This window comes from Bradyrhizobium sp. USDA 10063 (assembly GCF_054063735.1).
Map to the genome: position 1 here is coordinate 9229256 of NZ_JBSSGP010000002.1, position 26595 is coordinate 9255850.

Genomic DNA, 26595 nt, shown 5'->3' on the forward strand with positions numbered 1-26595 from the left:
AGCGGCGCATGACGAGCGCACGCCTGAGCACGCTTGCGTCCTTGCGCGGGCGCATCGAGCGCATTGAGACATCCAATGAAGCGCACGCGCTGCAGCGGATCGCGCTGGGACACCCCAGCGCCGATGCGATGCTCAAGGGCGGCCTTGCGAAAGCCGCGGTGCACGAGGTGTTTGCCGAGGGGCGCCAAGGCGCTTCCGCCACCGGCTTCATCGCAGGGCTGGCCGGCCGTCTTGCCGCACGAAAGCCGCTGGTCTGGGTGCGGCAGGATTTTTCCGAAATCGAATCCGGCGCGCTCTCGATGAGCGGCCTGTCCGAGCTCGGCCTCGATCCGCGCCTTCTCGTCACCGTGCGCGCCGCCGACATCGACAATGCGCTACGCACCACGGCCGATGCGCTCGCCTGCGACGCGTTGGGCGCCGTCATCATGGAGGTCTGGGGCGAGTCCAAGCAGCTCGATCTGGTCGCGAGCCGCAAACTGACGCTTGCCTCGCAATCATCAGGCGTCCCCGCGCTGCTGCTCCGCCTGGCGGCAACGCCGCTTCCCTCCACCGCGGAAACCAGATGGATCGTGCGCGCGGCGCATTCGCCGCCGGGCGCCAGTTGGAGCGCGTGGGGTGCGCCTCTGTTCGATGCGCAGCTCGTTCGCAATCGTCATGGCCCGGTCGGGCGATGGATCATGGAATGGAAATGTGATGAGTGCCTTTTCAGTGAACCGTCGGCGTATCCTCAGCCTGTGGCTGCCGCGCCTGCCCATCGATCGGATCAAGCGGCAACTGGCGCGCACCGCCTCGCAAGCTGAAACACGCGAGCTGCCCGAACTCCCTCTCCCGCTTGCGGGAGAGGGCCGGGGTGAGGGTGGCTCCGCGGGCGAGACTCTTCGTGTGGAGAGAACCCTCACCCGGATCGCATCTGGCGATGCGATCCGACCTCCCCCGCAAGCGGGGGAGGTGGAAGTGCCGAGCGTCGTCAGCGCGAAGCGGACCGCGCTGGCTGAAAATACTTCTCACCACACGGGCGCTGCATCGCCCCCTCTCCCGCTTGCGGGGGAGGGCTGGGGTGGGGGTGGCTCCGCGGGCGAGACTCTTCGTGGGGAGAGAGCCCTCACCCGGATCGCTGGCGCGATCCGACCTCTCCCGCAAGCGGGAGAGGTGGAAGTGCCGAGCGTCGTCAGCGCGAAGCGGACCGCGCTGGCTGAAAATACTTCTCACCACACGGGCGCTGCATCGCCCCCTCTCCCGCTTGCGGGGGAGGGGGGGGGTGGGGGTGTCTCCACAGGCGAGACTCTTCGTGGGGAGAGAACCCTCACCCGGATCGCATCTGGCGATGCGATCCGACCTCCCCCGCAAGCGGGGGAGGTGGAAGTGCCGAGCGTCGTCAGCGCGAAGCGGACCGCGCTGGCTGAAAATACTTCTCACCACACGGGCGCTGCATCGCCCCCTCTCCCGCTTGCGGGGGAGGGCTGGGGTGGGGGTGTCTCCACAGGCGAGACTCTTCGTGGGGAGAGAGCCCTCACCCGGATCGCTGGCGCGATCCGACCTCTCCCGCAAGCGGGAGAGGTGGAAGTGCCCAGCGTCGTGGTCATCAAGGAGCACAACGCGCTGGTGATCCACTCCCTCGACGACATCGCCGCGCGAAGCGGCCTGTCGATCGGTCTGCCGCTCGCCAATGCCCGCGCGATCTGCCCGGAACTGACGGTCTATGATGCCGACGAGGTTGCGGATGCCAAGACGCTCAATGACATCGCCGATTGGTGCGATCGCTTCACACCTCTGGTGGCGCTCGATCCGCCCTATGGTCTCTTCCTGGACATCACCGGCTGCGCCCATCTGTTCGGCGGTGAGCGTGCGATGCTGCAGATCGTCTGCGGCGCTCTCAATCGGCGCGGCTTTGCCGTCAGCGGCGCGATCGCGGCCACATCGGTCTGCGCCCGCACGCTGACGCGGCATTCGTCTGGCAGGATCATCGAGGATGGTGCGGAGGCCGAGGCCGTCGGCCCGTTGTCGATCGCGGCACTGGGCGCGGATGAGGCAATCACGAAAGGCTTGCGCCGCGCCGGCCTGAAGACCATCGGCGATGTCGCCGCCCGCGCGCGCCATGAGATCGCGGCGCGTTTCGGCGCAGCTTTCACCACGCGGCTCGAACATGCGTTGGGGCAGGGCGATGCGCCGATCAGCCCGCGCAAACCATTGCCGGACTACATCGTTGAAAAGCGTTTTCCCGAGCCGATCACGACCGAGCCCATGATCGCGATGACGCTGCAGAACCTCGCCAAGATGCTGGTCCAGGCGATGGACAAGCAGGGCAAGGGCGCGCGCAAGCTGGAGGCAGCCTTCTTCCGCACCGACGGCGCGGTGCGCACGCTTGCCGTCGAGACCGGGCGTGCGGTGACGAAGTTTGAGGTGATCGACCGCCTGTTCCGCGAACGGCTCGAGGCGCTGAGCGATCCCCTCGATCCCGGCTTCGGCTTCGACCTGATCCGCCTGTCCGCCGGCCGTACCGAGATCGTGGTGCAGCAGCAGCGCGATCTCGACGCCCATGTCCATGACAATGACGAGCTTGCCGCGCTGATCGACCGCATCGCTGCCCGCATCGGCGGCAAGCGCGTGGTCGTGCACCTGCCGGAGGACACCCATATCCCCGAGCGCGCGGCGCTTGCCGCGCCGGCGCAGCATCATCTGGCCGCTTCATCGCATGCCGTCTGGCCCGCGCGCGCCGAGGGCGAGCCGCCGCTCCGTCCGCTGCGGCTGTTCGAAAGGCCGGAGCCGATCAAGGTGCCGTTCGCCACCGTGCCTGATGGACCGCCGCATCGCTTCACCTGGCGGCGCGCCACGCATCAGGTGGTGCGGGTCGAAGGTCCCGAACGCATCGCCATGGAATGGTGGCAGCGGGACGGGAAAGTGCTGACGCGCGACTATTTCCGCGTCGAGGACGAGCAGGGCCTGCGCTTCTGGATCTTTCGCGATGGTCTCTACGACAGCGAATTGATCGACGAAGACGGCAAGCCCGTTCCCGCCAACTGGTTCGTGCATGGGTTGTTCGCATGATGGAACCGACGCCCGACTATGCCGAGATCGGCATATCAAGCAATTTCTCCTTCCTGCGCGGCGGATCGGATCCGCGCGCCTATGTGCATCAGGCGAGCATTCTCCGCATCCCCGTGATCGGGCTTGCCGATCACAACACGCTCGCCGGCGTGGTGCGCGCCTACAAGGAGCTCGAGAATTCGGAAGTGACGCACCCGCCAAAGCTCCTGATCGGTTCGCGCATCGGCTTCATGGACGGCACGCCTGACATCCTGGTCTATCCGCGCGACCGCGCAGCCTACGGCCGGCTGTGCCAGCTCCTCACCCGCGGCAAGCGCGGCAATGACATCGAACGGATCGAAAAGGGCGAATGTCATCTGAAGCTGAATGATCTCTTGGACTTCGCTGAAGGCCAGCTCCTGGTGCTGTCATTGCCGCACCGTTTCGAGGCGGCCAAGGCGCTCGATCTGCTTGCGCACCTGAAGGCAAGCCGCACTGATGGCGTGTGGCTCGCCGCAAGCCTGCTCTATCGCGGCGACGACAGGCGGCGGCTGGCGCGATTGCATCACCTCGCAACGAAAGCCGAAGTGCCGCTGCTCGCGACCAACGAGGTGCTCTATCACCATCCCGCGCGCCGCCCGCTGCAGGATGTGCTCACCTGTATCAGGGAGAAGACGACGATCGATGCGATCGGCAGGAAGCTGGAAGCCAATGCCGAGCGGCATCTGAAGCCCGCGCACGAGATGGCGCGACTGTTCCGCGATTTTCCCGACGCGATCGCAGAGACCATGCGCTTTGCCGATCGCATCACCTTCTCGCTCGACCAGCTCAAATACCAATATCCCGATGAGCCAGTGCCGCCGGGCAAGACCGCGCAGCAGCATCTGGAAGACCTGACCTGGGCCGGCGTCATCAATTATTTCGGCGGCCGGATCGACGACAAGCTCAGAGCGACCTTGCACAAGGAGCTCGCGCTGATCGCAGAGCTGAAATACGCGCATTACTTCCTGACCGTGCACGACATCGTCCGTTACGCACGCAGCCAGGGCATTCTGTGCCAGGGGCGGGGATCGGCGGCGAACTCCGCCGTGTGCTATGTGCTCGGCATCACTTCGGTCGATCCGACCAAGGTCGATCTGTTGTTCGAGCGCTTCATCTCCAAGGAGCGGCTGGAGCCGCCCGATATCGACGTCGATTTCGAACATTCGCGGCGCGAGGAGGTGATGCAATATGTCTATCGCCGCTATGGCCGGCATCGCGCCGCCATCATCGCGACCGTCATCCACTATCGTCCGCGCAGCGCGATCCGCGACGTCGGCAAGGCGCTTGGGCTGACGGAGGACGTCACCGCCGCGCTCGCCGATACCGTGTGGGGAAGCTGGGGCAAGGGCCTCAACGACATGCAGGTGCGGCAGGCGGGACTGGACCCGAAGAACGCGATGATCGGGCTCGCCGTCGATCTCGCCACCGAGCTGATCGAATTCCCGCGCCACCTCTCGCAGCATGTCGGCGGCTACGTGCTGACGCAGGACCGGCTCGATACCTATGTGCCGATCGGCAATGCCGCGATGGACGACCGCACCTTCATCGAATGGGACAAGGACGACGTCGACGCGCTCAACATGATGAAGGTCGACGTGCTGGCACTGGGCATGCTGACCTGCATCCGCAAGAGCTTTGACCTGATCGCCGAGCACAAAGGTCAACGATATGAGCTTGCGACGGTCCCGCAGGATGACGAAAAAGTCTACGACATGCTGTGCCGCGGTGAATCGCTCGGCGTCTTCCAGGTCGAAAGCCGCGCGCAGATGAACATGCTACCACGCTTGAAGCCGCGGGAGTTCTACGACCTCGTCATCGAGGTCGCGATCGTGCGCCCGGGGCCGATCCAGGGCGACATGGTGCATCCATACTTGCGCCGGCGGAACAAGCAGGAGAAGGTGACCTATCCAGCGCCATCGCCGGAACATGGCGATGCGGACGAACTCTACCGCGTGCTGCACAAGACGCTCGGCGTGCCCTTGTTCCAGGAACAGGCGATGCGGATCGCGATCGAGGCGGCACACTTCACCTCCGAAGAGGCCAACGGTCTGCGCCGCTCGATGGCGACCTTCCGCAACCTCGGCACCATCGGCAAGTACGAAGACAAGCTGATCGGCAACATGGTCGCGCGCGGCTATGATCCGGAATTTGCCAGAAGCTGCTTCGACCAGATCAAGGGGTTTGGCTCTTACGGTTTCCCGGAAAGCCATGCCGCGAGCTTCGCGCAACTCGTCTACATCTCCTCCTGGCTCAAGCATCATCATCCCGACGCCTTTTGCTGTGCGCTCTTGAACTCGCAGCCGATGGGCTTTTATGCGCCAGCCCAGATCGTCGGCGACGCCCGCAAGAACGGCGTCGAGGTCCGTGAGATCGATGTGTCCTTCAGCTTCGCCCAGAACACGCTGGAGGAGAGCAGCGGCAAGCATTGCGCCGTCCGATTAGGATTCCGCCAGATCGACGGATTCAACTGGAAGGATCCGGACGAGGAACGACTGAAACAAATCCAGGCGTCATTCCGGGAGGTGCCTGCGCTCCCTCTCCCGCCTGCGGGAGAGGGTCGGGGTGAGGGTGTCTCCCCGGGCGAGAACCTTTGTGTGGCGATAGCCCTCACCCGGATCGCATCTAGCGATGCGATCCGACCTCCCCCGCAAGCGGGGGAGGTGGAGCAGACAGAATTCTCTTTGGTCGCGCCGGTGGCGCCGCAAGCTCCCACCTCTCCCCAGCGGGGAGAGGTCGACTTGCACATGGCCATGTGCAAGTCGGGTGAGGGGGCTCAGGTCCCACGAGAGACCGTGCCCCTCACCCGCGCCTTCGGCGCGACCTCTCCCTATGGGAGAGGTGAAGAAACCAACGACTGGGCCGACCGCATCGTTGCGGCGCGGCAGCGGCGTCCCTTCACCTCGCTGGAGGATTTTGCCCGCGACACCGGCCTGCCCAAGCGCGCTCTGATCCTGCTGGCGGATGCTGATGCCTTCCGCTCGATCGGGCTCGATCGCCGTGCGGCGCTCTGGGCGGTGCGGCGGCTGCCCGACGACGTGCCATTGCCCCTGTTCGAAGCCGCGATCGCGCGCGAGCAGCCGGACGAGAACGCAAAACCCTTGCCGCAGATGCCGCGGCAGGAACAGGTGGTCGCCGACTACCAGACCATCCGCCTGTCGCTGAAGGGCCATCCGATGGAATTCCTGCGCGCGATGTTTGCAAAAGAGCGCGTCGTGCCCTGCAAGGAGATCTGCCACCGCAACGACCGCCGCCGTGTCCGCTGCGCCGGCGTGGTGCTGGTGCGGCAGCGCCCGGGCAGCGCCAAGGGCGTGGTGTTCATGACGCTGGAGGACGAGACCGGCATCGCCAATATCGTGGTGTGGCCGAAGGTGATGGAGCAATACCGGAAAGAAGTGATGGGCGCGCGGCTGATCCTGGTCGAAGGCTATATCCAGAGCAGCCCGGAGGAGGTGACGCATCTGGTCGCGCAGCGCATGATCGACCGCTCCTACGATCTCATCGGTCTTTCCAACGATGCGTTCAGCGCAAAGCCGGCCGTGCCCGCCGGCCCCGCTCTGGTCGAACCCCTCAACGACGACCGCCGCGACCACGGCGAAAACTCGCCGCAAAAAATCCGCCACCCCCGCAACGTCCGCATCCTGCCCCCGTCAAGGGATTTTCATTGAGGCTATAGCCGCATACTCCTCCCTCATCCCGAGGAGCCGCAAAGCGGCGTCTCGAGGGATGGGCCGCGAAACTCCCACCGTTCGTCATCCCGGGGCGCCCTCTTGTCGCGAGCTATCCATTTCGCAATGCACTTGACGCGTCTTGGCGTTCTCATCCCGCAGGTTTAGCATGTCGAAGGTCAGTGCCGTTTTGGCTGCCTGGACGATCGTTCATTTGCAACGAGCGGGAGCCGACAATGAAGACGATTTTGGTACCAACCCAGAATACCCCGGCCATGACCTCCACGCTCGAAGCGGCGGTGCTGCTTGCGCAGCGCACCGGCGCCTATATCGAGGGTGTTCCACTGTGGTTTGGCGCTCCTGAGTTTGTCGTGGCAGGGCTGGCCAGCAGCTATTCCATGGAAGCCTATCGGGTGCGGCGCGAAGCGGAGGCGGCTGGCGAGCGCGAGCTTTTCGAGACCTTCATGCAGCAGCACGGCGTTGCTGCTGTGAAAACGACCGCGGACCGACCCTGGTTTAGCTGGTTTGCCGAGGTGCCGCCGGGCGAGGGCCTCGTCGGCAGCCATGGCCGCGCGTTCGATGTGATTGTGATGAGCAGGCCGTCCGCTGATACGGACCCTCTCTATAAGCGAGCGATCGAGTCGGGACTGTTCGAAAGCGGACGGCCTGTTCTGCTGTCGCCGCCGATCGCTCCGAAAGAGGTCGCGACCAACATCATGATCCATTGGAATGGCAGCACCGAGCAGGCCCGCGCCAACGCCTTGGCGATGCCATTGCTGCGTCTGGCCGAACGCGTGACAGTGCTGACTGTCATCGGTGGACAGGGGGTGCCGGGTCCATCAGCCGACCAGGTACGCAAGCAATTGCGCTATAATGGCATTGCCGCCGAGCCCATGAGCATTGAGCTGGACGGTCGCAGCACCGGTGAAGCGGTCCTCGCGGCGGCCCGGGCGGAAGGCTGCGATCTGCTCGTCAAGGGAGCCTTCACAAGGGCCAGACTGCGGCAAATGATCTTCGGCGGCGCCACCAGCCACATCATGGAGCACGCAGACCTGCCGTTGTTGATGGCGCATTAGAAGCCGTGCCCGGCCGGACCCGCCTCCGCATCCCGTCAAGGGATTTTCGTTGAGCAGGCCGCGCCACAAACTCACCCTCATCCCGAGGAGCCGCGCAAGCGGCGTCTCGAAGGATGGGCCGTCGTGGGTTTCCTCACTCTCCGTCATTCCGGGATGCGCCGTAAGGCGCAGGCCCGGAATCCATCACGCCGCATCCGCAGGTGGAGAGATGGATTCCGGGCTCGTCCTTCGGACGCCCCGGAATGACAGTGTGTGTTGTGGCGCGAGCTATGCAAAAAGTGCCCGTCGGGCAAATCACCAAAAGTCTGTCCAGCCCTTCCGCAAAAAACATTCCGCTTCCGTCGTCGGGCAAATCAGCACTATGACTCCGCGCGTCTCACCCGAATGAGGGGCGGCTCGCGATCGTCACGAACGTTGCGGTGGGATGCGGTGGACGCGATGCGTGCGACTGACGAGTGCGCGCAGTGCGGACGGCGAAGTCGTGTGGTTCTGGCGCCCCGACGCTGGCGCTAAGTTTCTAGTGATCGAGCATCGCTAGAGGCGACGGTGGCAAGAAAGCCCGGTCACCGGGAAGAGCACGAAGTAAGCCGTAACACCATCGCGCAGGGAAAGCCGGAGTTGCTTCGGTTGACCTGTGGTCCTACCCCCGTGCTTTTTGTTGCACGGGGCCCACGGGTGCAACCGGCACCCGGCTTTCCCTGCGCCCTCTGATCTCGAGGAGGGTGAACGAGACGCAAAGCTCGGACGCAACGCGCCGCGAGAACACGGACTCACATCCTCTCCGCTGTTTGAAAATTGAATCAGAGGTCTCCTCCCCGTCATTGCGAGCGCAGCGAAGCAATCCATCTCGCCGCTTGTGGAGGCATGGATTGCTTCGCTTCGCTCGCAATGACGAAAGCGTAGGATGGGTAGAGCGCAGCGAAACCCATCATTTGCGCCACTTGCTCCATCGCGATGGGTTTCGCTTCGCTCTACCAATCCTACGCACCATCTCACATCCGCCTCACTCCGCCGCAGCCCCGACCGGTGGCCCGCCGGGAGGCCGATGCAGGAACGTCATCGTGGCGTAAGCGCCGAGCCAGGAGCCGATCGCGGCGAACAGCACGTAGAGGGAGTTTTCGGTATAGCTGATCACCGCGTAGGACGAGAGCACGTACCAGACGCTGCTCCAGGTCGCCGCCGGCACGCGCTTGCGCGCCACCACGGCGGACGTGAACATGACGTAGACCGCATCGGTTGCGGCCGTCGCCAGCACCACGGCGGCGGCGGTCAAGGGATCGATGGCCATTGCAACTCCTTCCGAGTTCGGGCACTGCTCTTGGGAACAAGATTGAGGGAACGTCGAAGCGCGACCGGTTCAACCATGCCGAAAAGGCAGGCGGTCGGCATCGTCAAAACGGGAGGGCAAGAGGGGAAGGATCGTCAGGCAAGGTCTGCCTGCGCGCGGTCGGGCCTGTCGCACGGCCCGCTTTTGGTCTCGCCGGCTGCCACCCCGGAATTGCCCGGGGCTTGGCATTCAGCAGGCGTTCATGCCTCACTGTCCAAAGATTAACCGCAAACCTGCGTCCAATTGTCGCTTTTTTGGTTGTCTCAGCCGGTAATTGGGCACTATTAGCGCAGCGGAACCCTCCGACGTCAGCCACGGCCCATGGTCAACGACATTACCAAGCGATTGCAGACCCTTAGCCGCCAGCGCCTGGCGGCGGTCGTGGCCGTGCTGGCGATTGCCGGCGGCGTGGCCTACGGATCCCTGTACACCAAGGGGGCAAAGGGCGGCCATTCGGAGATTTCGAGCCAATCCCGCAAGGGCCTGCAACGCTACACGCCGACCCAGGCGGAATGGGCGAGCCTCAGCCTGCAGCCGGTCTCCGAGCGTGCCTTCCGCGCCGAATACGTCACCGAGGGCAAGATCGGCATCGACGAGGATCGCTCCACCCCGGTGTTCTCTCCCTATACCGGCCGCGTCACCAAGCTGCTGGCGCGGGCCGGCGACACCGTCGTCAAGGGCCAGCCGCTGTTCGTAATCGAGGCCGCCGACACCGTGCAGGCGCAGAACGACTACATCTCGGCGATGACAAGCGTGAACAAGGCGAAGTCGGCGCTTGATCTCGCGCAGCTTCAGGACAACCGCGCCAAGGATTTGTTCGAAGGCAAGGCCGTGCCGCTGAAGGATTATCAGCAGAGCCAGGCCACGCTCATCCAGGCGCAGAACGATCTGCGCTCGGCGCAAACGACGATGGAGGCGGCGCGCAACAAGCTGCGCATCCTCGGCTTCGGCGACGAGGACATCGACACGCTGCGCCAGAAGGGCGGCATCAATCCTGAGATCACGATCTTCGCGCCGATCGGCGGCACCGTGGTGCAGCGCAAGGTCGGCCCCGGGCAGTATGTCTCCTCCGGCGCCAGCGACCCCGTCTACGTCATCGGCGACCTCTCCACCGTCTGGCTGCTCGCCTTCGTCCGCGAGAGCGACGCCGCCAAGGTCGCGGTCGGGCAGGACGTCACCTTCAGCGTGATGGCGCTGCCGGGCCGCTCGCTCACCGCGCGCATCAATTATGTCGCCGCCGCGATCGATCCGACGACGCGCCGGCTCCTGGTCCGCGCCACCATCGACAACGCGGATGGCGCGCTGAAGCCGGAGATGTTCGCCAATGTCACGCTCTATTCGCCGGGCGACCATCCCGCGGTCGGCGTACCCAAGCAGGCGCTGATCTATGAAGGCGACCAGGTGCGCGTCTGGGTCGCGCATCAGGACAAAACGATCGAGCTGCGCAAGGTCAAGCCCGGGATCACCAACGGAGATCTCGTCGAGATCGTCAGCAATCTGCGGCCAGGCGAGCAGATCGTCACCCGGGGCAGCCTGTTCATCGACCGCGCCGCCTCCGGCACCTGACCCTTCCAGATCATTGAAAGCTCCGATCTGAATGGATCGCCTTGTCGCTCTCGCAGTCAGCCGCCGCTATCTGATGGTCGGCATCTTCGCCGCCGTCCTGATCGGCGGGCTGATCGCCTTCCAGCATCTCAATATCGAGGCCTATCCCGATCCGACCCCGCCGATGGTCGACGTCGTGACGCAAAGCCCGGGCCTGTCGGCGGAGGAGATCGAGCGCTACATCACGATTCCCATCGAGACCCAGGTCGCCGGGCTGAAGAACCTGCGCACGATCCGCACCATCTCGCTCTACGGCCTCTCCGACGTGAAGCTGCAGTTCTCGTTCGACTACACCTATGACGAGGCGCTGCAGCAGGTCCTGAACCGCCTCGCGCAACTGCCGCCTTTGCCGGGCAATGTGCAGCCGACCATCTCGCCGCTCAGCCCGATCGGCGAGATTTTTCGCTACCGGCTGGTCGGCCCACCCAACTACAGCGTCCTCGATTTGAAGACATTGCAGGATTGGGTGCTGCAGCGCCGCTTCCGCGCCGTGCCCGGCGTGATCGACGTCACCGGCTGGGGCGGCAAGACCAAGACCTATGAGGTGCAGGTCGATTTCAACAAGCTCGTCGCCAACGGCTTGACCTTGCCGCAGGTATTGCAGGCGGTGAGCAATGCCAACATCAATGTCGGCGGCAACACGGTCGATATCGGCAGCCAGTCCGCGGTGGTGCGCGGCGTCGGCCTGATCCGTTCGGTCGACGATCTCAACAACACCATGGTGTCGCAGTCCGGCGGCAACCCGGTGCTGGTCAGGGATATCGCGACCGTCACCGTCGGCGAGAAGCCGCGGCTCGGGATTGCCGGCATCGACAATGACGACGACATCGTGCAGGGCATCGTACTGATGCGGCGCGGCGAGCAGAGCTCGCCGACCATCGCCCGCGTCGAGCAGCTGGTCAAATCCATCAACAATTCCTCGATCCTTCCGCCAGGGGTGAGGATCGAGCGCATCTATGACCGCAAGGACCTGATCGATCTCACCACCCACACCGTGCTGCACAACATGGTGGTCGGCATCCTCCTGATCGTGCTGCTGCAATGGATCTTCCTCGGCGACCTCCGCAGCGCGCTGATCGTCGGCGCAACCATTCCGTTCGCGCTGTTCTTCGCCGTGATCATCCTGGTGCTGCGCGGCGAATCCGCCAATCTGTTGTCGGTCGGCGCGATCGATTTCGGGCTGATCGTCGATGGCACCGTCATCATGGTGGAGGCGATCTTCCGCCGCCTGTCACAGACTACGGCGCTTTCGGAAGCCGAGCAGAGCCATATCTCCGCTGAGACCATGATGGGCATCAAGAGCCACGCGATCCTGTCGGCGTCTGCCGACGTATCGCGCTCGATCTTCTTTGCCGCCACCATCATCGTTGCCGCCTTCCTGCCGCTGTTCACCCTGAGCGGCGTCGAGGGCAATATCTTCGGACCGATGGCGCGGACCTATGCCTATGCGCTTGCCGGCGGCCTGCTCGCGACCTTCACCGTGACGCCGGCGCTGAGCGCGATCGTCCTGCCCGCGCACATTGAGGAAACCGAGACCTGGATCGTCAAGCAGCTCAATCGCGTCTATCTGCCCGTCCTGAGCTGGGCGATCGCCAACCGGCGGCTAGTGCTCATCGGCGCGATCGGCCTCGTGATCCTGACCGCCTTGTCCGTACGCTTCCTCGGGCTCGAATTCCTGCCGAAGCTGGAGGAGGGCAATCTGTGGATCCGCGCCACGCTGCCGCCGACGATCTCGCTGCAGGAGGGCAATGCCTATGTCAACGAGATGCGGCGGATGATCCGGGCCCGTCCCGAGGTCGAATCGGTGGTGTCACAGCATGGCCGCCCTGATGACGGCACTGACGCCGCAGGCCTGTTCAATGCGGAATTCTTCGCGCCGCTGAAGCCAACGAGCGAATGGCCCGGCACGCGCGACAAGGAAGAGTTGACTGCGCAGCTACTGGCGCAGTTGCAGGACAAGTTCCCCGGCGTCGAGTTCAACTTCTCGCAATATCTGCAGGACAACGTCTCCGAAGCCGTCTCCGGCGTGAAGGGCGAGAACTCGATCAAGCTTTACGGCAACGATCTGCAGGCGCTGACCGATACCGCCAACCAGATCAAGTCGGTGCTCGCGACGGTGCAGGGTGTGACCGATCTTGCCGTGTTCACCTCGCTCGGCCAGCCGACGATCCAGATCGATATCGACCGTGCCCGTGCCGCGCGCTATGGCCTCTCGCCGGGCGACATCAATGCCACGATCAAGGTCGCGGTCGGCGGCGACAGCGCCGGCGATCTCTATGAGCCCGGCAGCGATCGGCATTTCCCGATCATCGTTCGGCTCGCGCCGGAATACCGCAAGAGCGCCGAGGCGATCCAGAACCTGCGGATCGGCGTCGCCGGCTCGAACGGAGGGATCACGCAGATTCCCTTGAGCGAGGTTGCTTCGATCAAGCTGATCTCGGGTGCGGCCTATATCTACCGCGAGCAGCAGGAGCGCTATCTGCCGATCAAGTTCTCGGTGCGCGAGCGCGATCTCGGCAGCGCGATCCGGGAGGCGCAGCAGAAGGTCGCCGATCAGGTCAAGCTGCCGCCGGGATCGCATGTCGAATGGGTCGGCGAGTTCGGCAACCTGCAGGACGCCATCAAGCGGCTGTCGATCGTGGTGCCGATCAGTCTCGCGTTGATCGCGATCCTGCTGTTCTTCAATTTCGGCTCGATGGTCGACACGCTGCTCGCCATGAGCGTGATCCCGATGGCGATCTTCGGCGGCGTGCTCGGGCTGCTCGTCTCCGGCATTCCCTTCAGCGTGTCGGCTGCGATCGGCTTCATTGCGCTGTTCGGCATTGCGGTGATGGACGGCATCATTATCCTGTCGCAGTTCAACCAGCTCATCGACGAAGGTTACGACCGGATGCGGGCCGTGGTCCGCACCGGTGAACTGCAACTGCGCCCGGTACTGATGACCTGCGTCGTCGCCGGCGTCGGGCTGTTGCCGGCGGCGCTGTCGGAAGGGATCGGCTCGCAGGTGCAGAAGCCGCTCGCAGTCGTGGTCGTGACCGGCATGATGCTGGCGCCGCTCGTCATCCTGGTGACGCTGCCGGTCCTGATCTCCTATTTCTCGCGGCGCGACTCTAGGAGGTGAAGCCGTAGAGCCGGGCCGGGTTGTCGACCAGGATCTTCTTGCGCGTCGCCGCGTCCGGCGCCCACACCGCGAGCTGGTTGAGGAGCCGCCCGTCGTCGATCTGGTACAGCGGAACAACGTCGCTCACCTGTTTTCCGGGCGGGACCACCGTATCCGGATGCGGCCAGTCGGTGCCCCAGACGATGCGGTCGGGATTTGCCGCGATCAGGGCCTTGGCGAGCGGGATCGCATCCTGATAGTCGGGTGCGAGCTTGGACGCGCGGTAGGCGCCAGAGATCTTCACATAGGCCTTGCCGGACTTCACCAGTTCGACCAGGTCCGGAAAACCCGGTTGTTCCACGCCGAGCGCGGCCTGCGCGCCGCCGAAATGGTCGAAGACAACAGGCACGGGCGATGCCGCGACGAGATCCTTGACCGCAGGGATCAGGGGCAAGTTCGTGTAGACCTGCACATGCCAGCCGCGCGCCTTGACGCGGTCTATTCCACTGGTCAGGCGGGCACGGCCGACATTGGGATCGTTGATGCCGCCGGTCGCGAGGTTGAGGCGGATGCCGCGAAAACCGTCCTTATGCATCGCATCGAGATCGCTTTCCGGCGTCTTGTCGTCGATCACAGCCACCCCTCGAGCCGTCGCACCGCGCGCCATCATGCCGAAGCGGGTCGCGGAATTGTCGGTGCCGTAGACGCTCGGGGTCACGATCACCACGCGCTCGATCCCGAGCGCCTTGTGCAGCGCGCTCATCTCCGCGGGCAAGGCCTGTTCCGGCGTGTAGACGCGGCCGGCGAAAAACGGGAATTTCTGGGGATCGCCATGGATGTGGGTGTGGCAGTCGCAGGCCCCGGCCGGCACGTCGAAATTCACCGGCGTCGATGGCTGCGCCGCCTTGGCGTAGACGTTTTTGTTGTTCATGATCACTCCGGCCGCGATGGAGGCAAGCATCATACTGCGTCGCGTCAGCATTGGTCTTCTCCCTGCGTTTCCTCGTTTGATCGGCGCTTGCTGCGCCCCAGCGTTATCAGCCGCTGGTCAAGCGAGGTTACAGGGCGAATGTGCGGGCGGGAAGGCGGCGGTGCGTATACCGGATCATTGTCCGGACGGTGTGCGTAACCCGTGCCAGGCGTCGCGCACCTGATGGTAATGCACCTCCGGCAGGTAGTCCGGCGTATTGAGATTGAGGTTCTTGACGTCGAGCCGGCCGATGGCGCTGAGCAGCGAGTAGGAAGCGATCACGCGATCGCGCAGCGCGCCGATCAGCCTGGCCCTGGCCAGAATCAAATCCTGTTGCGCATTGAGCACGTCGACGGTGGTGCGCTGGCCGCCGGCCGCCTCCCGCTGCACGCCCTGCAGCGCAACGTTCGCAGCGCGAACCTCGGACTCGGAAGCCGAGACCGCCGTCTTGGCGCCTTCGTTGGCAACCCAGGCACTGACCGCAGCGGTGCGCGCCTGGTTACGAACCTGGTCGAGCACCAGCCGGCTCTGGGCCGAGATCTCCTTGGCCTGGCGGGTCTGGGACGCCGCCATGCCGCCGTCATAGATCGGCTGGTTCAACTGGCCGATGATGGAGGCCTGGTCGGTCCCGAACGTGCTGAGCGTCGGGTCGTTATCACGGGCGCGGCTGACGCTGCCCTGCACCGTGACGTTCGGCATCAGGCTGCTTTCGGCGACGCGGATCGTGGTCGAGGCGACGTCGACGTCGAAGCTTGCCGCCATCACTGCGGGGTGCTCGCGGAAGGCGAGGCCGACCGCGTCCTCGCGGCTGCGCGGCAGCAGGCGGTCGATGACCTCCGCCGGCCGCAATTGCCCGGGCGCATTGCCGATCACTTGCGCATAGGTGGCCTGGCTGATGGCGAGATTGATCTCGGCGGCGTTGAGATCGGCAAGGCCGCGGTTCAGCCGCGCTTCGGCCTGCGCGGTGTCGGTCGGCGTGACATCGCCGGCATTGAGGCGCTTTTGGGTGATGCCCTGGGTTTCGCGCAGGAAAGCGACGTTGGCGCGCTGTGCCTCGACCAGCGATTGGTTGGCAAGCACATTGGTATAAGCGGTGACGGCGTCCAGCAGCACACCCTGGCCGACATTGCGCAGCGCCTCGCGGCCGGATTGCACCTGCAGTTCCGCCACCCGCACGCTGTTGGCGGTTTTGAAACCGTTGAACAGCGTCTGCGTCACCGTCAGGCCGATCTGCCACGGCTTCAGGTTCCCGGTCTGAACGACGTTATTTGGCAGCAGGTCCCGCACCGCCTGCAGGCCGGCGGAGAGGGTTGCGGCGATCTGCGGACGATAGCCGGCCAGCGCCTGCGGCACGTTCTCGTCAGTCGCACGCTGCCGCGCCCGCTCGGCATTCAGCGCCGGATTGGTCTGGTAGGCTTTGGCGAGCGCTTCAGCGAGACTCTCCGCATGGACCGCCGAGGCGGTGAAATCGAGACAAAGCATGACGCCAAGGCAAATGCCCGTCTGAAGCAAACGCCTTCTTACGTCGCTAATTCTAGCGGCACGTCCGACCATAATAACTCGCAAACCACCCCGACTGTGTGCCCCGCCGACTGGTCACATCTACTGTTTAGGTGATGGTGCCGCCACTGACAAACGGTCGCGCGACATCTGCACATCAAATCAGTGCTTGTCTGTTGCCGGTTCGTCACAGCGACGACTTTTGCGGTGCGAGCTACGCCGTCATTCCGGGTTCGTGCTGTGCGCGCCCCGGAATGACGACGGTGATTGACTTACCTGTTCTTGTTCACGGGCGGTCGCTTCTCGATGAACGCGGCCATGCCTTCGGAGCGGTCTTCGAGCGAGAAGGTCGAGTGGAACAGGTTGCGCTCGACGTTGAGGCCTTCCGACAGCGTGGTCTCGAAGGCGCGGTTGATGGCTTCCTTGGCCATCGCGGTCGCCGGGCGCGACATCGATGCGATCTTTTCGGCGGCCGAGAGTGCTTCTTCCATCAGCTTGTCGGCGGGCACGATGCGGCTGACGAGGCCGGAGCGTTCGGCCTCGGCGGCATCCATCATGCGCCCGGTGAGGCAGAGGTCCATCGCCTTCGACTTGCCGATGGCGCGCGTCAGCCGCTGCGTGCCGCCGATGCCGGGGATAGTTCCGAGTGTGATCTCAGGCTGGCCAAATTTCGCGGTGTCGGCAGCGATGATGACGTCGCACATCATGGCAAGCTCACATCCACCGCCAAGCGCATATCCCGCCACCGCCGCAATCGTCGGCTTGCGGCATCTGGCGACGCGGTCGCCGCCGATTGCGGCGAAGTCGCTGGTGAACATGTCGATGAAGCCCTTCGGCTGCATCTCCTTGATGTCGGCGCCAGCGGCAAAGGCCTTCTCGTTGCCGGTAAGGACGATGCATCCGATCGCATCGTCAGCCTCAAGGTCATCGACTGCGGCCGCGATCTCGCGGAAGACGCCGAAGGAGAGCGCGTTGAGCATTTTGGGACGGTTCAGCTTGATGATGCCGACCGCGCCCTTGCTCTCGACAATGATGTGTTCAAACGTCGACATGATCCACCCCGTTTTTCTGGTCTAGCGGCAATGTGCCCGCTGACGGGGTAGGCTTCAAGTAGGCTCCCGGACGCGGTGTGGCGCTATTTGCGTCGCGCGTCCGGGGCAGCAAAACGGGCGCTGCTACGCCATGAACATGCGGGCAGCCGAAGCCATGGTCAGCAGCGCGCCCGCGGCGATGAAGATCTTCCCGATCAGGGAGGTCCGATCCCAGGTCGAGTTGTCGGCGCTGGCGACCGGCGGCGTCGGCGCCTGGGCGGTCGTCATCGCGACCGTCGGGGCAGGCTGCTGCGACTGCGCGGCGGGCTGATTCTGCGGCTGGCTCTCCTGCAGTGCGCGATCCATTTCGTTGAGCTGGTCGGAGGCGACGACGTCGGCATCATCGGGCGCCTTTGCCTCGTCGGGCTTGTCGGACGCGGCGAGCAGTGTGTTGGCTCTCGCCGACATCGCGCTCGCATTGTCCGCAGGCACGTTCGGGGTCAGTTCGGCCTTGGCATTGGCTACCGATGCCGGAAGTGCGGTCGACACGGCTGCGGCGTCAACGACTTCGGCGCTATCCGGCTTCTTGGTCTCGGAGGATTTGGATTCGGAAGATTTGGATTCGGTCTTGGCCGACTTGTCGCGCTTTCCGTGACGCGTACTCTGTTTCTTAACGCTTGTCGCATTATCAGAGTCCGAGGCAGTCGTGCCGCCCGAACCTGCCGCCTCGACCGGCGACGGCGCGGCGACGCATGCAAACAGCCCTGCGGCCACAAGCAGCGCCAAAAGCCCGCTGGCTTTGGTGATCATCTGACAATCTCCCCATTTGCCCGCCCCCTAGGCGGGAAATGAGACCCCGAGGCGTGTCCACAGCGGGGCAAAAAAAGGGAATCTTCGGGTTTTGCCGGACCAAAACAGGGCGGCACTGTTGCACGAAAGCGGCCGCTTTCGGGCCGGTCGCTGATTTTTCCTCCAGACAAAATTCCTTACTGGCGACCCGGCCGGTGCGAGCTCCGGCAATCGATGTTAAGAGCGCTGCGGATCTCGACAGGCCCATCGACTCTCAAGCCCTGACTTTGAGATCCCGTCGCTCGAGCGCTTGTTCACGACTTCGTGAGCGGTTCGCTCCCGGCGTAACAAATTGAAGGGTTGACCGAATTGCGTTGTGGGAGCGCGCGTGCGCGAGCGTGAGGACGAATGGACCGGCCTGATGCGGTCGGCCATTTCGGGCGACAGCACGGCATATCATCGCCTGCTCAGGGCGATCACGCCGGTCCTGCGGGCGGCCGCGCGCCGCGGCCTGGCGCGCGCGGGGCAACCGATCGATCAGTCCGAGGATATCGTGCAAGACATTCTGCTGGCGGTGCATTCGAAGCGACATACCTGGGACGTAAACGCTCCGTTTGCGCCCTGGCTGTTCGCGATCGCCCGCAACAAGCTGATCGATGCGCTGCGGCGCCGGGGCAAGCGGATATTCGTCAACATCGACGATTTTGCCGAGACTCTGCCCGGTGAGGCGCGGGAGGAGACGGCCTCCGCGAGCGAAATCGCCGCGCATCTGAACACATTGCCGGCGCGGCAGCGCGATGTCCTGCAGTCGATCGCCGTCGACAGTGCCTCGATCAAGGATACGGCGGCAAAATTCTCGATGAGCGAGGGCGCAGTGCGGGTGGCATTGCATCGCGGGCTCGCCAACCTCACGGCGAAACTGCGGGAGAGTTGAAGATGGATACCGATCAGCTCATTCGTACGCTCGCCGCCGACAACACCGAGCGCGCGCAGCCGGTGGGTTTTGTCCTGATGCTGGCGTTGCTCGCCGCCGCACCGATTTCTGTGCTGATGTTCTTTACCGAACTCGGCGTCAGGCCCGATGTCATGACCGCGATGCGCAACCCGTTCTTCGATCTGAAGTTCGCGGTGACGCTGGCGCTCGCCGCTTCCGCAATTGCCGTCAGCCTGCATTTGTCGCGGCCCGAGGCTTCGCTGCGCGGCTTTGGCTGGTGGCTGCTTGTTCCGGCCGGGCTGCTGGTGGCCGGTATCAGCGGCGAGATGATGATGCCGCAGCGCGCGCCGATGATGACGCGGCTGGTCGGCAACAATTCGCGGGCATGCCTGATCTCGATTCCCTTGATGTCGCTGCCGTTGCTCGCGGGCGCATTGCTCGGCCTGCGCCATGGCGCGCCGGCGCGCCCGGCAGTCGCCGGCGCGATCGCCGGCCTGGCGGCGGCGGGGCTGGCTGCCACGCTCTATGCGTCGCATTGCACCGATGATTCCCCGCTGTTCGTGGCGACCTGGTACACGATCGGGACCGCGCTGGTCGCCGCGATCGGCGCGCTGATCGGGTCGAAGGTGCTTCGATATTGATGGATGGTACGGGCTCTGTCCCTCATCCCGAGGAGCCGCGTCAGCGGCGTCTCGAGGGATGGCCGCGGGCGAGATCGGGGCCTTATAGTTCGAGACGCGCGAAGACGCGCTCCTCACCACGAGGGTCTAGCCGGGATTATGCCGCGCTCCATCCGGCTACGGGCCTGAAGGTTACGCCGCGGGAGCGCTTTGCTGCATGCGGTGGAAGCGCAAGACCTGCTGCGCGGTCGATGGCCGGAGCCGTTCGTAGGTTTCCATGCAGGCCAGCAGGTCGGTCGGCTCGCCGCCCGACAATTCGTCGCGCAGGTTGATGACCGAGCGCACGGTCGACCACGAGAAGCCCGCAACCTTGGCCAGGATCATCACGCCTTCAGCGCGGGTCTCGATCATCATGTTCTCGGCAACGGCCAGACTCACATTGGCAAGAGCTGCAATCGAGGCATTGGTCTCATCGAACTTGCCGGCTTCGGCAAACGCCGCCACCTGGAATTCGTCGAGCCGGCCATCCTCGTACAGCGACTTCACCAGCGCATGGGCGATCGCTGTGTCACGCGTGACCGCCGCGGGCGAGGAGCGTGCCCGCCGCGTCGCCTCGCGCACCGCACTCGGCACCTCCTTGGCCTGCTGCGGGTTGGCGGCTTCGAGCCGGTGCCGCACCGTGTCCGACGCCTTCGCCAGCAGCTTCAGATAGAGATGCCGCGGCATGCTCGGGCGCAGCCCGATACAGGTCGCAAGGTCGTCGTCGCCTTCGGCGCGGCTGATCAGGCGGGTGAAGCCGCGCTCGGTGAATTCGGCGCCGGGATTGTTGACGGTGCTCTGGATCACCTCGTCATTGCCGCGCAGCACCAGCACGTCGGTGACGGCGCCGCTCAGCGTCTTGCGGGCCGAGATTGCCATCAGATGCGCCTGGCTCTTGTTGCGTGCGGTCTCGATCAGGGTGTCATCGTCGAGCTGGCTCGATTGCGTCAGCACGGGACCTGCGACCTCGATCATGTCGTCGAAGGCGAGCGTCCGGACGGTCAGCGGCGGAGCCGTGTCGATGGGCGCGAGCCGGTTGGACAATAGCGCCTTCGCCGAGGTTTCGATGTGAAGCAGCAGGCACTGGAACACATCGTCGAACAGCGCGATCTGCTGGTCCGAATAGTCCACCGCGCCGTTGATGAAGAGATCGGTCACGCGGCGCAGGGTCTCGACCCGGCGCGCCACCGTTCCATGCGCGAGCGTCGTCTGCAACTCGTCAAGCAGGTTCTCGGGGCCGATTGCGGGTTTCGAACTCATGATTGTGACTCTGTCCTGGAGTATTGGCGATGCGACTGCGTCGTGTTCTTCGACGATGGAAGCGAATTCCTTTGATCATGCACTGGCGATGCGATTGCGTCCCCGCGCCTTGGCCGAGTAAAGCGCGCTGTCGGCGCGGGCGAGAAGCATGTCCGGACCCTCGTTGGGCTGCAGCGTGGCGATGCCGGCGGAAATCGTCACCTTCATGCCCGGCGAGAACGCGCTCCAGTCGAGCTCGGCGACGATCGCGCGCAGCCGGTCGAGCGCGCGCCTGGCGCCATCTTCGTTCAACTCGGGCAATATCAGCAGGAACTCCTCGCCGCCGTAGCGCCCGAAGCGGTCGACGCTGCGGATATTCGCGAACATGGAGATGGCGAAAGTCCTGAGGACTTCGTCGCCGGTCGGATGGCCATAGACGTCGTTGACGCGCTTGAACCAATCGAGGTCGATCAGCGCGACCGAGCAGGGCGCGCCGGTGCGCTCGGAGCGGACGATCTCCTCGTCCAGCGTCCGCATGATGCTGCGCCGGTTGAGTGCGCCGGTCAGTTCGTCAAGCTCGGCGAGCTCCTCGATGCGCTTGTAGGCTTCCTTCAGCTTCTGCCCGTTCTGGTACAGCGATTGCTGCATCGAACTGGAGAAGATGCCCAGGAACATGCATCGCCCGATGGTGAGCGCAAAGACCAGCATGGTGGCGAGCCGCTCCAGGGTGTTGCCATGCGGCATCGAGATCGGCTTGTCGGTCAGCAGGAACAGTGCGGCGAGGCCGAGCACCATCACCGTCCAGATCAGGGCGGTCTGGCGCGCCGAGGTCCTGAGCGCGCCGACGAAGCCAAACACCACGAACAGATTGCACAGGAACAGCACGCCGACCTGCGGCGCGATGTAGGTGAATGCGAGCTGGTTCACCATGTGGAGCGCCGACTGCGGCGCGACCAGATAGTGATCCCTGACGCGTTCGTGGAAGCCGAGCTCGGAAAGCAGCACGTAAAGCGCGCACAGGCTCAACCCGCAAAGCGCGTAGACCATGCCCAACGCCATCGGGATCGTGCCGGCGCTCCCATAGACCAGGAGCACGAGGGCGTCGATCGCGTAGCAGACGCCGATCATCGCCTGGATCTGGCGCCGACGTCTGGCGCGGCGCGACAGCTTCGTGGCGGCCAGCCGGGAGCGGCGGCCATCCAATCCGCCGGCAACCGGGTTCAGAAATGAGGACGCCGCAGTGCCCATTTGCTCGCCATTGACGGAAAACCCGCAAAATCTACGGGGCAAAGCCTTTAGGTTTGGTATCTTTCGGCGCCGAATCTGGTTCGTGGAATCCCGCCATCTCCCTTGTTTTCACAGGTGAAAATCGCCAAACCCTGACAGGGCAGCCGCGTCGGGCGAGCGCTGGGGGCAATGGGGTTGGAATTGGCTGGAGGAATGCCTTATGCGCGGACTCTTGCTAAGGTTGCGAGCAGTCGGCATCGTCTCAGGGAGGGTATTCCCTACTATGATACCGATAACGGGGGCGGGATGCGAGATTCGCACGGAATTCAGGATTTGTGGGATAGCCCACACATGCGCTCCGCACATTGCGGTAATGTGAAGATTTCTGCTCTCGCCATCGAACCAGCCCCCACCCCCTTCCGACCAATCTTGCGAGACGGCCATTGAGCGCGACGCAGGCGGCTTCAGACGAGGTTCTGATCGCCCGGATCGCTCAAGGCGACCGGCTCGCCATGCAGGTGCTGTACGGGCGGCACCATGTAAGGGTGTACCGTTTCGGACTCCGGCTTGTGCGGGACGAACAGGTCGCGGAAGACCTCATCAGCGAGGTATTTCTCGATGTGTGGCGTCAGGCTGGCAAATTCGAAGGCCGATCTGCCGTCTCAACCTGGCTGTTGGCGATCACCCGGTTCAAGGCCCTGTCTGCGCTGCGGCGCAGGAAGGACGCTGAACTGGACGAGGAGGCCGCGAACGCGATCGAGGATGCGTCTGACGATCCGGAAGTGGCGGTGCAGAAGAAGGATACGGGTGAAGCGTTGCGCAAGTGTCTGACGGCACTTTCGCTGGAGCACCGGGAGATTGTCGATCTCGTCTACTACCACGAGAAGTCCGTGGAGGAAGTCGCCGAGATCGTTGGTATTCCCGAGAACACCGTGAAGACGCGCTTGTTCTATGCGCGTAAGAAATTGGCCGAACTGCTCAAGGCAGCCGGCATAGAGCGAGGTTGGCCGTAATGGCGGCGATAAGAAAAGTGCTGGATCAAGAGCCCAGCGACATCGAACTGCTGTTGCCTTGGCATGCGGCGGGCACGCTGAACGCGCGCGACGCGCGGCGTGTCGAGGAGGCGCTGGCCAGCGATACGGAACTTGCCAGGCAATATGCCGTGATCCGTGAGGAATATGCCGAGACCATCCACCTCAACGAGAGCTTGGGCGCGCCGTCCATGCGCGCGATGCAGAAGCTGTTCGTCGAGATCGACCAGGAGCCCGTGCGCACACGGTCGACTTCGGTGAGCCTTTCGACGCGAATCTCGCAGTTTTTCGCCAGCTTGTCGCCGCGGACCGTGGCATGGTCGGCGGCAGCAGGCGCGATCGTGCTGCTGCTTCAGGCCGGCGTGATCGGCGCGGTGCTGATGATGAAGAGCCAGGGAAGTTCGTTCCAGACGGCGTCCCTGACGCTGGAGCAGCGGGCGCCGGCGCCGGAACTGCGGTCCGCGGCGCCGATCACCCGCGACCTCGGCGCAGCGAGCCCGCCGCGTGCGCTGGTGCGTTTCGCGCCGGATGCCCGCATCTCCGACATCACGGCGCTGCTCGACAATTACCAGGCCTCGATCATTGGCGGTGCCCGCGAGGGCATGTTCCGCATCCAGTTCGGCAACAGCGCGATGAGCAAGAACGACGTCGCCGCGCTGCTCGGCAGGCTGCAGAAGGAAAAGATCGTCGGCCTCGCGGTGGAGACGCCGTAAGGCGCAACCAGTCCCGGTCATAAATAGTCCCACCACGCGCTAGAGGTGCCATGGCCCGTGAACGCTCGAAATGGCGGATCGAGACGGCGTTGATGCTGATCGCGGCGCTGTTGCCGCTCATCGGTCTTTCGGGTCAGGCCGCGGCGCAGAGCATCATGCGCACGCCGGAAATCCGCGTCGCCCCTCGGGTGCCGAGCGTCAGCACGAATGTCGGGCCGCGGGTCAATGCCAATCTCGGTGGAGCGGCGGTTGCGCGGACCCCGTCGCGGATCAGCGTCACCACCCACACCATGCCCCGCATTGGTGTGCACTCGACATTGCCCTCCGCGCGCTATTCGCCCAACCTCCATCGGGCCTGCGACTATGCCTATCGCGGCAGCGACGGCGAGTGCCTCGGCCGTCCCGTCTCCACCGCGGATGGCGGAAGTGGCGGCAAGGCGGCCGGCAAGAAGGCCAGGAGTGGATCGGCCAAGGGCGGATCGCGCAACAATGCGACGCAGACCGCGGCTGACCTGCGTTCGGTGCCCAACGAACTCGTGGCCGAAATCGATGGCGCGCTGACCGACGCACAGATTGATGCACTGGCGCGTCGCCACGGTCTTGCGCGCGTGGAGATGCAGAACTTCCCGCTGCTGGGCTCCACCATCGGCCTGTTCCGCATCACCGATCGCCGCCCGTTGGACGTGGTGCGCCGGGCGCTTGCCGGCGACGGCAGCGTGCGCTCGGTGCAGCTCAATTTCCGCTACCTGCTGCAGGACCAGAAGACGGCAGCGCCGACCGAGGGCGATCCGGCGCAATACGCGTTAGGGCAGCTTCGCCTTCCGCAGGCGCACACGCTGGTTCGCGGCATGAACGTGACCATCGCCGTGATCGATTCCGGTATCGACGCGAGCCATCCGGAACTGGCGAATACGATTGCCGACACCTTCGATGCGATCGGTGGCAAGGAAGGGCCGCATGCGCACGGCACCGGCATCGCCGGCGCGATCGCCGCCCATGCCAGGCTGATGGGCAGCGCGCCGGAGGTGCGCATTCTCGCGATCCGCGCGTTCGGCGCGACCGCGAACGGGGCGCAGAGTTCGTCCTACGTGATCCTGAAGGGGCTGGACTATGCGGCGCTGCACGGCGCGCAGATCATCAATATGAGCTTTGCCGGCCCTAAGGATCCGGTGATCGAACGGGCGGTCGCCGCGAGTGCGGCCCGCGGGATCGTGCTGATCGCCGCTGCCGGCAATGCCGGAGCCAAATCGGCGCCGCTCTATCCCGCCGCGAACCCGAACGTGATCGCGGTCAGCGGCACCGATGCGCAGGAGAAACTGTTCTCGGCCTCGAACCGGGGCAACTACATCGCGCTCGCCGCGCCGGGCGCCGATATCTTCCTGCCGGCGCCGGACGGCAAATACCAGATCGCCTCCGGCACCTCGTTTTCCGCCGCCTTCGTCAGCGGCATTGCGGCACTGGTGCTGGAGCGTAATCCGGCGCTGAAACCGAACGAGGTACGCTCGATCCTGACCGGCACGGCGCGCGATCTCGGCGCCCCCGGACGCGACGATCTGTTCGGGGCGGGGCAGCCCGATGCGTTCGCGGCGGTGTCCGCCGTTGCGGCGCCGGCGGTTCCGGACGCTTCCAGCAAGGACGCACCGGCTACGCCTGTGCGGGATAACACTTCTGTGAGCCGGGCGATGGAACAGCCGGCCCCGTCCATGGCCGCGGATAAATCGGCCGCAAATGACGCGAAAAGCCAGGCCGAGCAGTGAGTTTTCCGCGCTAGATCGCCCCCTTTGGAAGGTTAAAAAAATCGAACGGCGATTTTGAACGTCGGGCAGCGTGTCGCGACCAATATGTGTGGGAGCGATCCATTCCTCCCCATTGGCTATATCAGGCGCGAGCGCCCATCCACCCCAAGCGCCCATATGGCTTGACCCGTCCGGTTGTCCCCCCGGACGGGTCTTCATTTTTGGGCCTGTGAATTTCGTGGACCGCGTTTGCCGGTCGCGTGAACGGTCATGCAGGCGTCGCCTCGACCGTCTAATAGCGGCGGTCCCAATAATCCCAGTATTCACGCGGACTTCTCTGAGTGCCCCGAGTCGTTAACGAAAAGGTGTTAGACTTTTTTAACCTTTTCCACAGAATATGCCCGTCACATTTTGATTCGGTTCGGTTGCGTCCTGCGTCCGTTTCTCTCTTTACGGGCTGTCTTAATGGCAAATCGAACTGACGCGGCCAGAGGCCGCGAGATCGTGGCGCGCTGGTGCGCGCTGGCGGAAGCACGGCTGGAACACCTCACCGAACTGTTCGAATCCGGGCGCTGGCGCCGCTATCACAGCGATGTGTCCTTCCTCGAGAACGTCCAGGAGGCCAAGCAGGCGGTCGAGACCTGGCGCAACCTGTTGCGGCGCGAGGCCTCGCTGGACAATTCGCCGATCGACATCTCCTGGCTTGGCCGCGGCCGCGTGACGCCGTTGCCCGCTCCGGTGCGGTTGCAGTCGCGACCGGTCGAGCCGCCGGCGCCGGTGGCACCGCCAGCGCCGCTGATCGAGATTGTCGCGCTCGAGCAGGCCGTGGAAGAGGAAGCGCCGGCGGTGGAAGAGACGCCACTGCCGCTGCTCGACCTCGCTGCCATGCAGGCGCGCTATCCGCTGCTGCGCAACGCGTACTAAAAG

General features: G+C 64.4%; 19 protein-coding genes. 12 read left to right on the top strand and 7 right to left on the bottom strand.

From position 1 onward, the window contains the following. Positions 1-8 precede the first annotated feature (8 nt). The 4 genes from ACVJGD_RS44870 to ACVJGD_RS44885 all read left to right on the top strand — a co-directional run bounded on the left by ACVJGD_RS44870 (position 9) and on the right by ACVJGD_RS44885 (position 7807). Positions 9-800 carry an ImuA family protein gene (locus tag ACVJGD_RS44870; protein ID WP_456640075.1) on the top strand — a complete coding sequence of 264 codons (792 nt, stop codon included), beginning with the start codon at positions 9-11 and terminating at the stop codon, positions 798-800. 763 nt (positions 801-1563) lie between these two features. After that, positions 1564-3045 (top strand): Y-family DNA polymerase, encoded by a 1482-nt coding sequence (locus ACVJGD_RS44875; RefSeq protein WP_456640076.1) that lies wholly within the window; start codon positions 1564-1566, stop codon positions 3043-3045. Continuing rightward, positions 3045-6731, top strand: coding sequence for an error-prone DNA polymerase (locus ACVJGD_RS44880; RefSeq protein ID WP_456640586.1), 3687 nt, complete (start codon positions 3045-3047; stop codon positions 6729-6731). The genes ACVJGD_RS44875 and ACVJGD_RS44880 overlap by 1 nt, the downstream gene beginning before the upstream one ends. Before the next feature lie 236 nt (positions 6732-6967). Next, the gene (locus tag ACVJGD_RS44885) at positions 6968-7807 is read left to right on the top strand and encodes a universal stress protein (protein WP_456640077.1); all 840 of its coding nucleotides are present in this window, start codon (positions 6968-6970) and stop codon (positions 7805-7807) included. A 1003-nt stretch (positions 7808-8810) separates the two neighbouring features. Here the strand turns inward: ACVJGD_RS44885 and ACVJGD_RS44890 are convergent. Beyond that, positions 8811-9095, bottom strand: coding sequence for a hypothetical protein (locus tag ACVJGD_RS44890; protein ID WP_456640078.1), 285 nt, complete (start codon positions 9093-9095; stop codon positions 8811-8813). 360 nt (positions 9096-9455) lie between these two features. Here ACVJGD_RS44890 and ACVJGD_RS44895 point away from each other — a divergent pair, with 360 nt between their 5' ends. Together ACVJGD_RS44895 and ACVJGD_RS44900 are read left to right on the top strand one after the other, a co-directional pair. Next, a complete protein-coding gene (locus ACVJGD_RS44895; protein ID WP_456640079.1) occupies positions 9456-10700 on the top strand; it encodes an efflux RND transporter periplasmic adaptor subunit in 1245 nt (414 codons plus the stop codon). A 31-nt stretch (positions 10701-10731) separates the two neighbouring features. Beyond that, complete coding sequence (locus ACVJGD_RS44900) at positions 10732-13860, top strand: efflux RND transporter permease subunit (RefSeq protein WP_456640080.1); 3129 nt, start codon at positions 10732-10734, stop codon at positions 13858-13860. Here ACVJGD_RS44900 and ACVJGD_RS44905 read toward each other — a convergent pair. The 4 genes from ACVJGD_RS44905 to ACVJGD_RS44920 all read right to left on the bottom strand — a co-directional run bounded on the left by ACVJGD_RS44905 (position 13850) and on the right by ACVJGD_RS44920 (position 18150). Then, complete coding sequence (locus ACVJGD_RS44905; RefSeq protein ID WP_456640081.1) at positions 13850-14821, bottom strand: amidohydrolase family protein; 972 nt, start codon at positions 14819-14821, stop codon at positions 13850-13852. The two genes, ACVJGD_RS44900 and ACVJGD_RS44905, sit on opposite strands and share 11 nt — an antisense overlap. A gap of 123 nt (positions 14822-14944) precedes the next feature. Continuing rightward, complete coding sequence (locus tag ACVJGD_RS44910) at positions 14945-16363, bottom strand: TolC family outer membrane protein (RefSeq protein WP_456640082.1); 1419 nt, start codon at positions 16361-16363, stop codon at positions 14945-14947. Between the two features lie 218 nt (positions 16364-16581). Beyond that, positions 16582-17361, bottom strand: coding sequence for an enoyl-CoA hydratase (locus ACVJGD_RS44915; protein WP_456640083.1), 780 nt, complete (start codon positions 17359-17361; stop codon positions 16582-16584). Between the two features lie 123 nt (positions 17362-17484). Then, a complete protein-coding gene (locus ACVJGD_RS44920) occupies positions 17485-18150 on the bottom strand; it encodes a hypothetical protein (protein ID WP_456640084.1) in 666 nt (221 codons plus the stop codon). 367 nt (positions 18151-18517) lie between these two features. On the opposite strand from ACVJGD_RS44920, the gene ACVJGD_RS44925 reads away from it, so the two are divergent. Together ACVJGD_RS44925 and ACVJGD_RS44930 are read left to right on the top strand one after the other, a co-directional pair. After that, positions 18518-19063: a sigma-70 family RNA polymerase sigma factor gene (locus ACVJGD_RS44925; protein ID WP_456640085.1), complete on the top strand. Its 546-nt coding sequence runs from the start codon at positions 18518-18520 to the stop codon at positions 19061-19063. A gap of 2 nt (positions 19064-19065) precedes the next feature. Then, on the top strand, positions 19066-19704 hold the full coding sequence (locus ACVJGD_RS44930) for an NrsF family protein (protein WP_456640086.1): 639 nt from the start codon (positions 19066-19068) through the stop codon (positions 19702-19704). A gap of 171 nt (positions 19705-19875) precedes the next feature. Here the strand turns inward: ACVJGD_RS44930 and ACVJGD_RS44935 are convergent, their stop codons facing one another. Beyond that, on the bottom strand, positions 19876-20982 hold the full coding sequence (locus tag ACVJGD_RS44935) for a DUF2336 domain-containing protein (RefSeq protein WP_456640087.1): 1107 nt from the start codon (positions 20980-20982) through the stop codon (positions 19876-19878). Positions 20983-21057: 75 nt separating this feature from the next. Then, positions 21058-22209 (bottom strand): GGDEF domain-containing protein, encoded by a 1152-nt coding sequence (locus tag ACVJGD_RS44940; RefSeq protein ID WP_456640088.1) that lies wholly within the window; start codon positions 22207-22209, stop codon positions 21058-21060. A 422-nt stretch (positions 22210-22631) separates the two neighbouring features. On the opposite strand from ACVJGD_RS44940, the gene ACVJGD_RS44945 reads away from it, so the two are divergent. The 4 genes from ACVJGD_RS44945 to ACVJGD_RS44960 all read left to right on the top strand — a co-directional run bounded on the left by ACVJGD_RS44945 (position 22632) and on the right by ACVJGD_RS44960 (position 26592). After that, complete coding sequence (locus ACVJGD_RS44945; RefSeq protein ID WP_456640089.1) at positions 22632-23201, top strand: sigma-70 family RNA polymerase sigma factor; 570 nt, start codon at positions 22632-22634, stop codon at positions 23199-23201. Further along, positions 23201-23932: a hypothetical protein gene (locus ACVJGD_RS44950; protein ID WP_456640090.1), complete on the top strand. Its 732-nt coding sequence runs from the start codon at positions 23201-23203 to the stop codon at positions 23930-23932. Before ACVJGD_RS44945 ends, ACVJGD_RS44950 begins: the two co-directional genes overlap by 1 nt. 50 nt (positions 23933-23982) lie before the next feature. After that, positions 23983-25689, top strand: a complete 1707-nt coding sequence (locus tag ACVJGD_RS44955) for a S8 family serine peptidase (RefSeq protein WP_456640091.1) — start codon at positions 23983-23985, stop codon at positions 25687-25689. 444 nt (positions 25690-26133) lie between these two features. Further along, a complete protein-coding gene (locus ACVJGD_RS44960; protein WP_456640092.1) occupies positions 26134-26592 on the top strand; it encodes a TIGR03809 family protein in 459 nt (152 codons plus the stop codon). Positions 26593-26595: the final 3 nt, after the last annotated feature.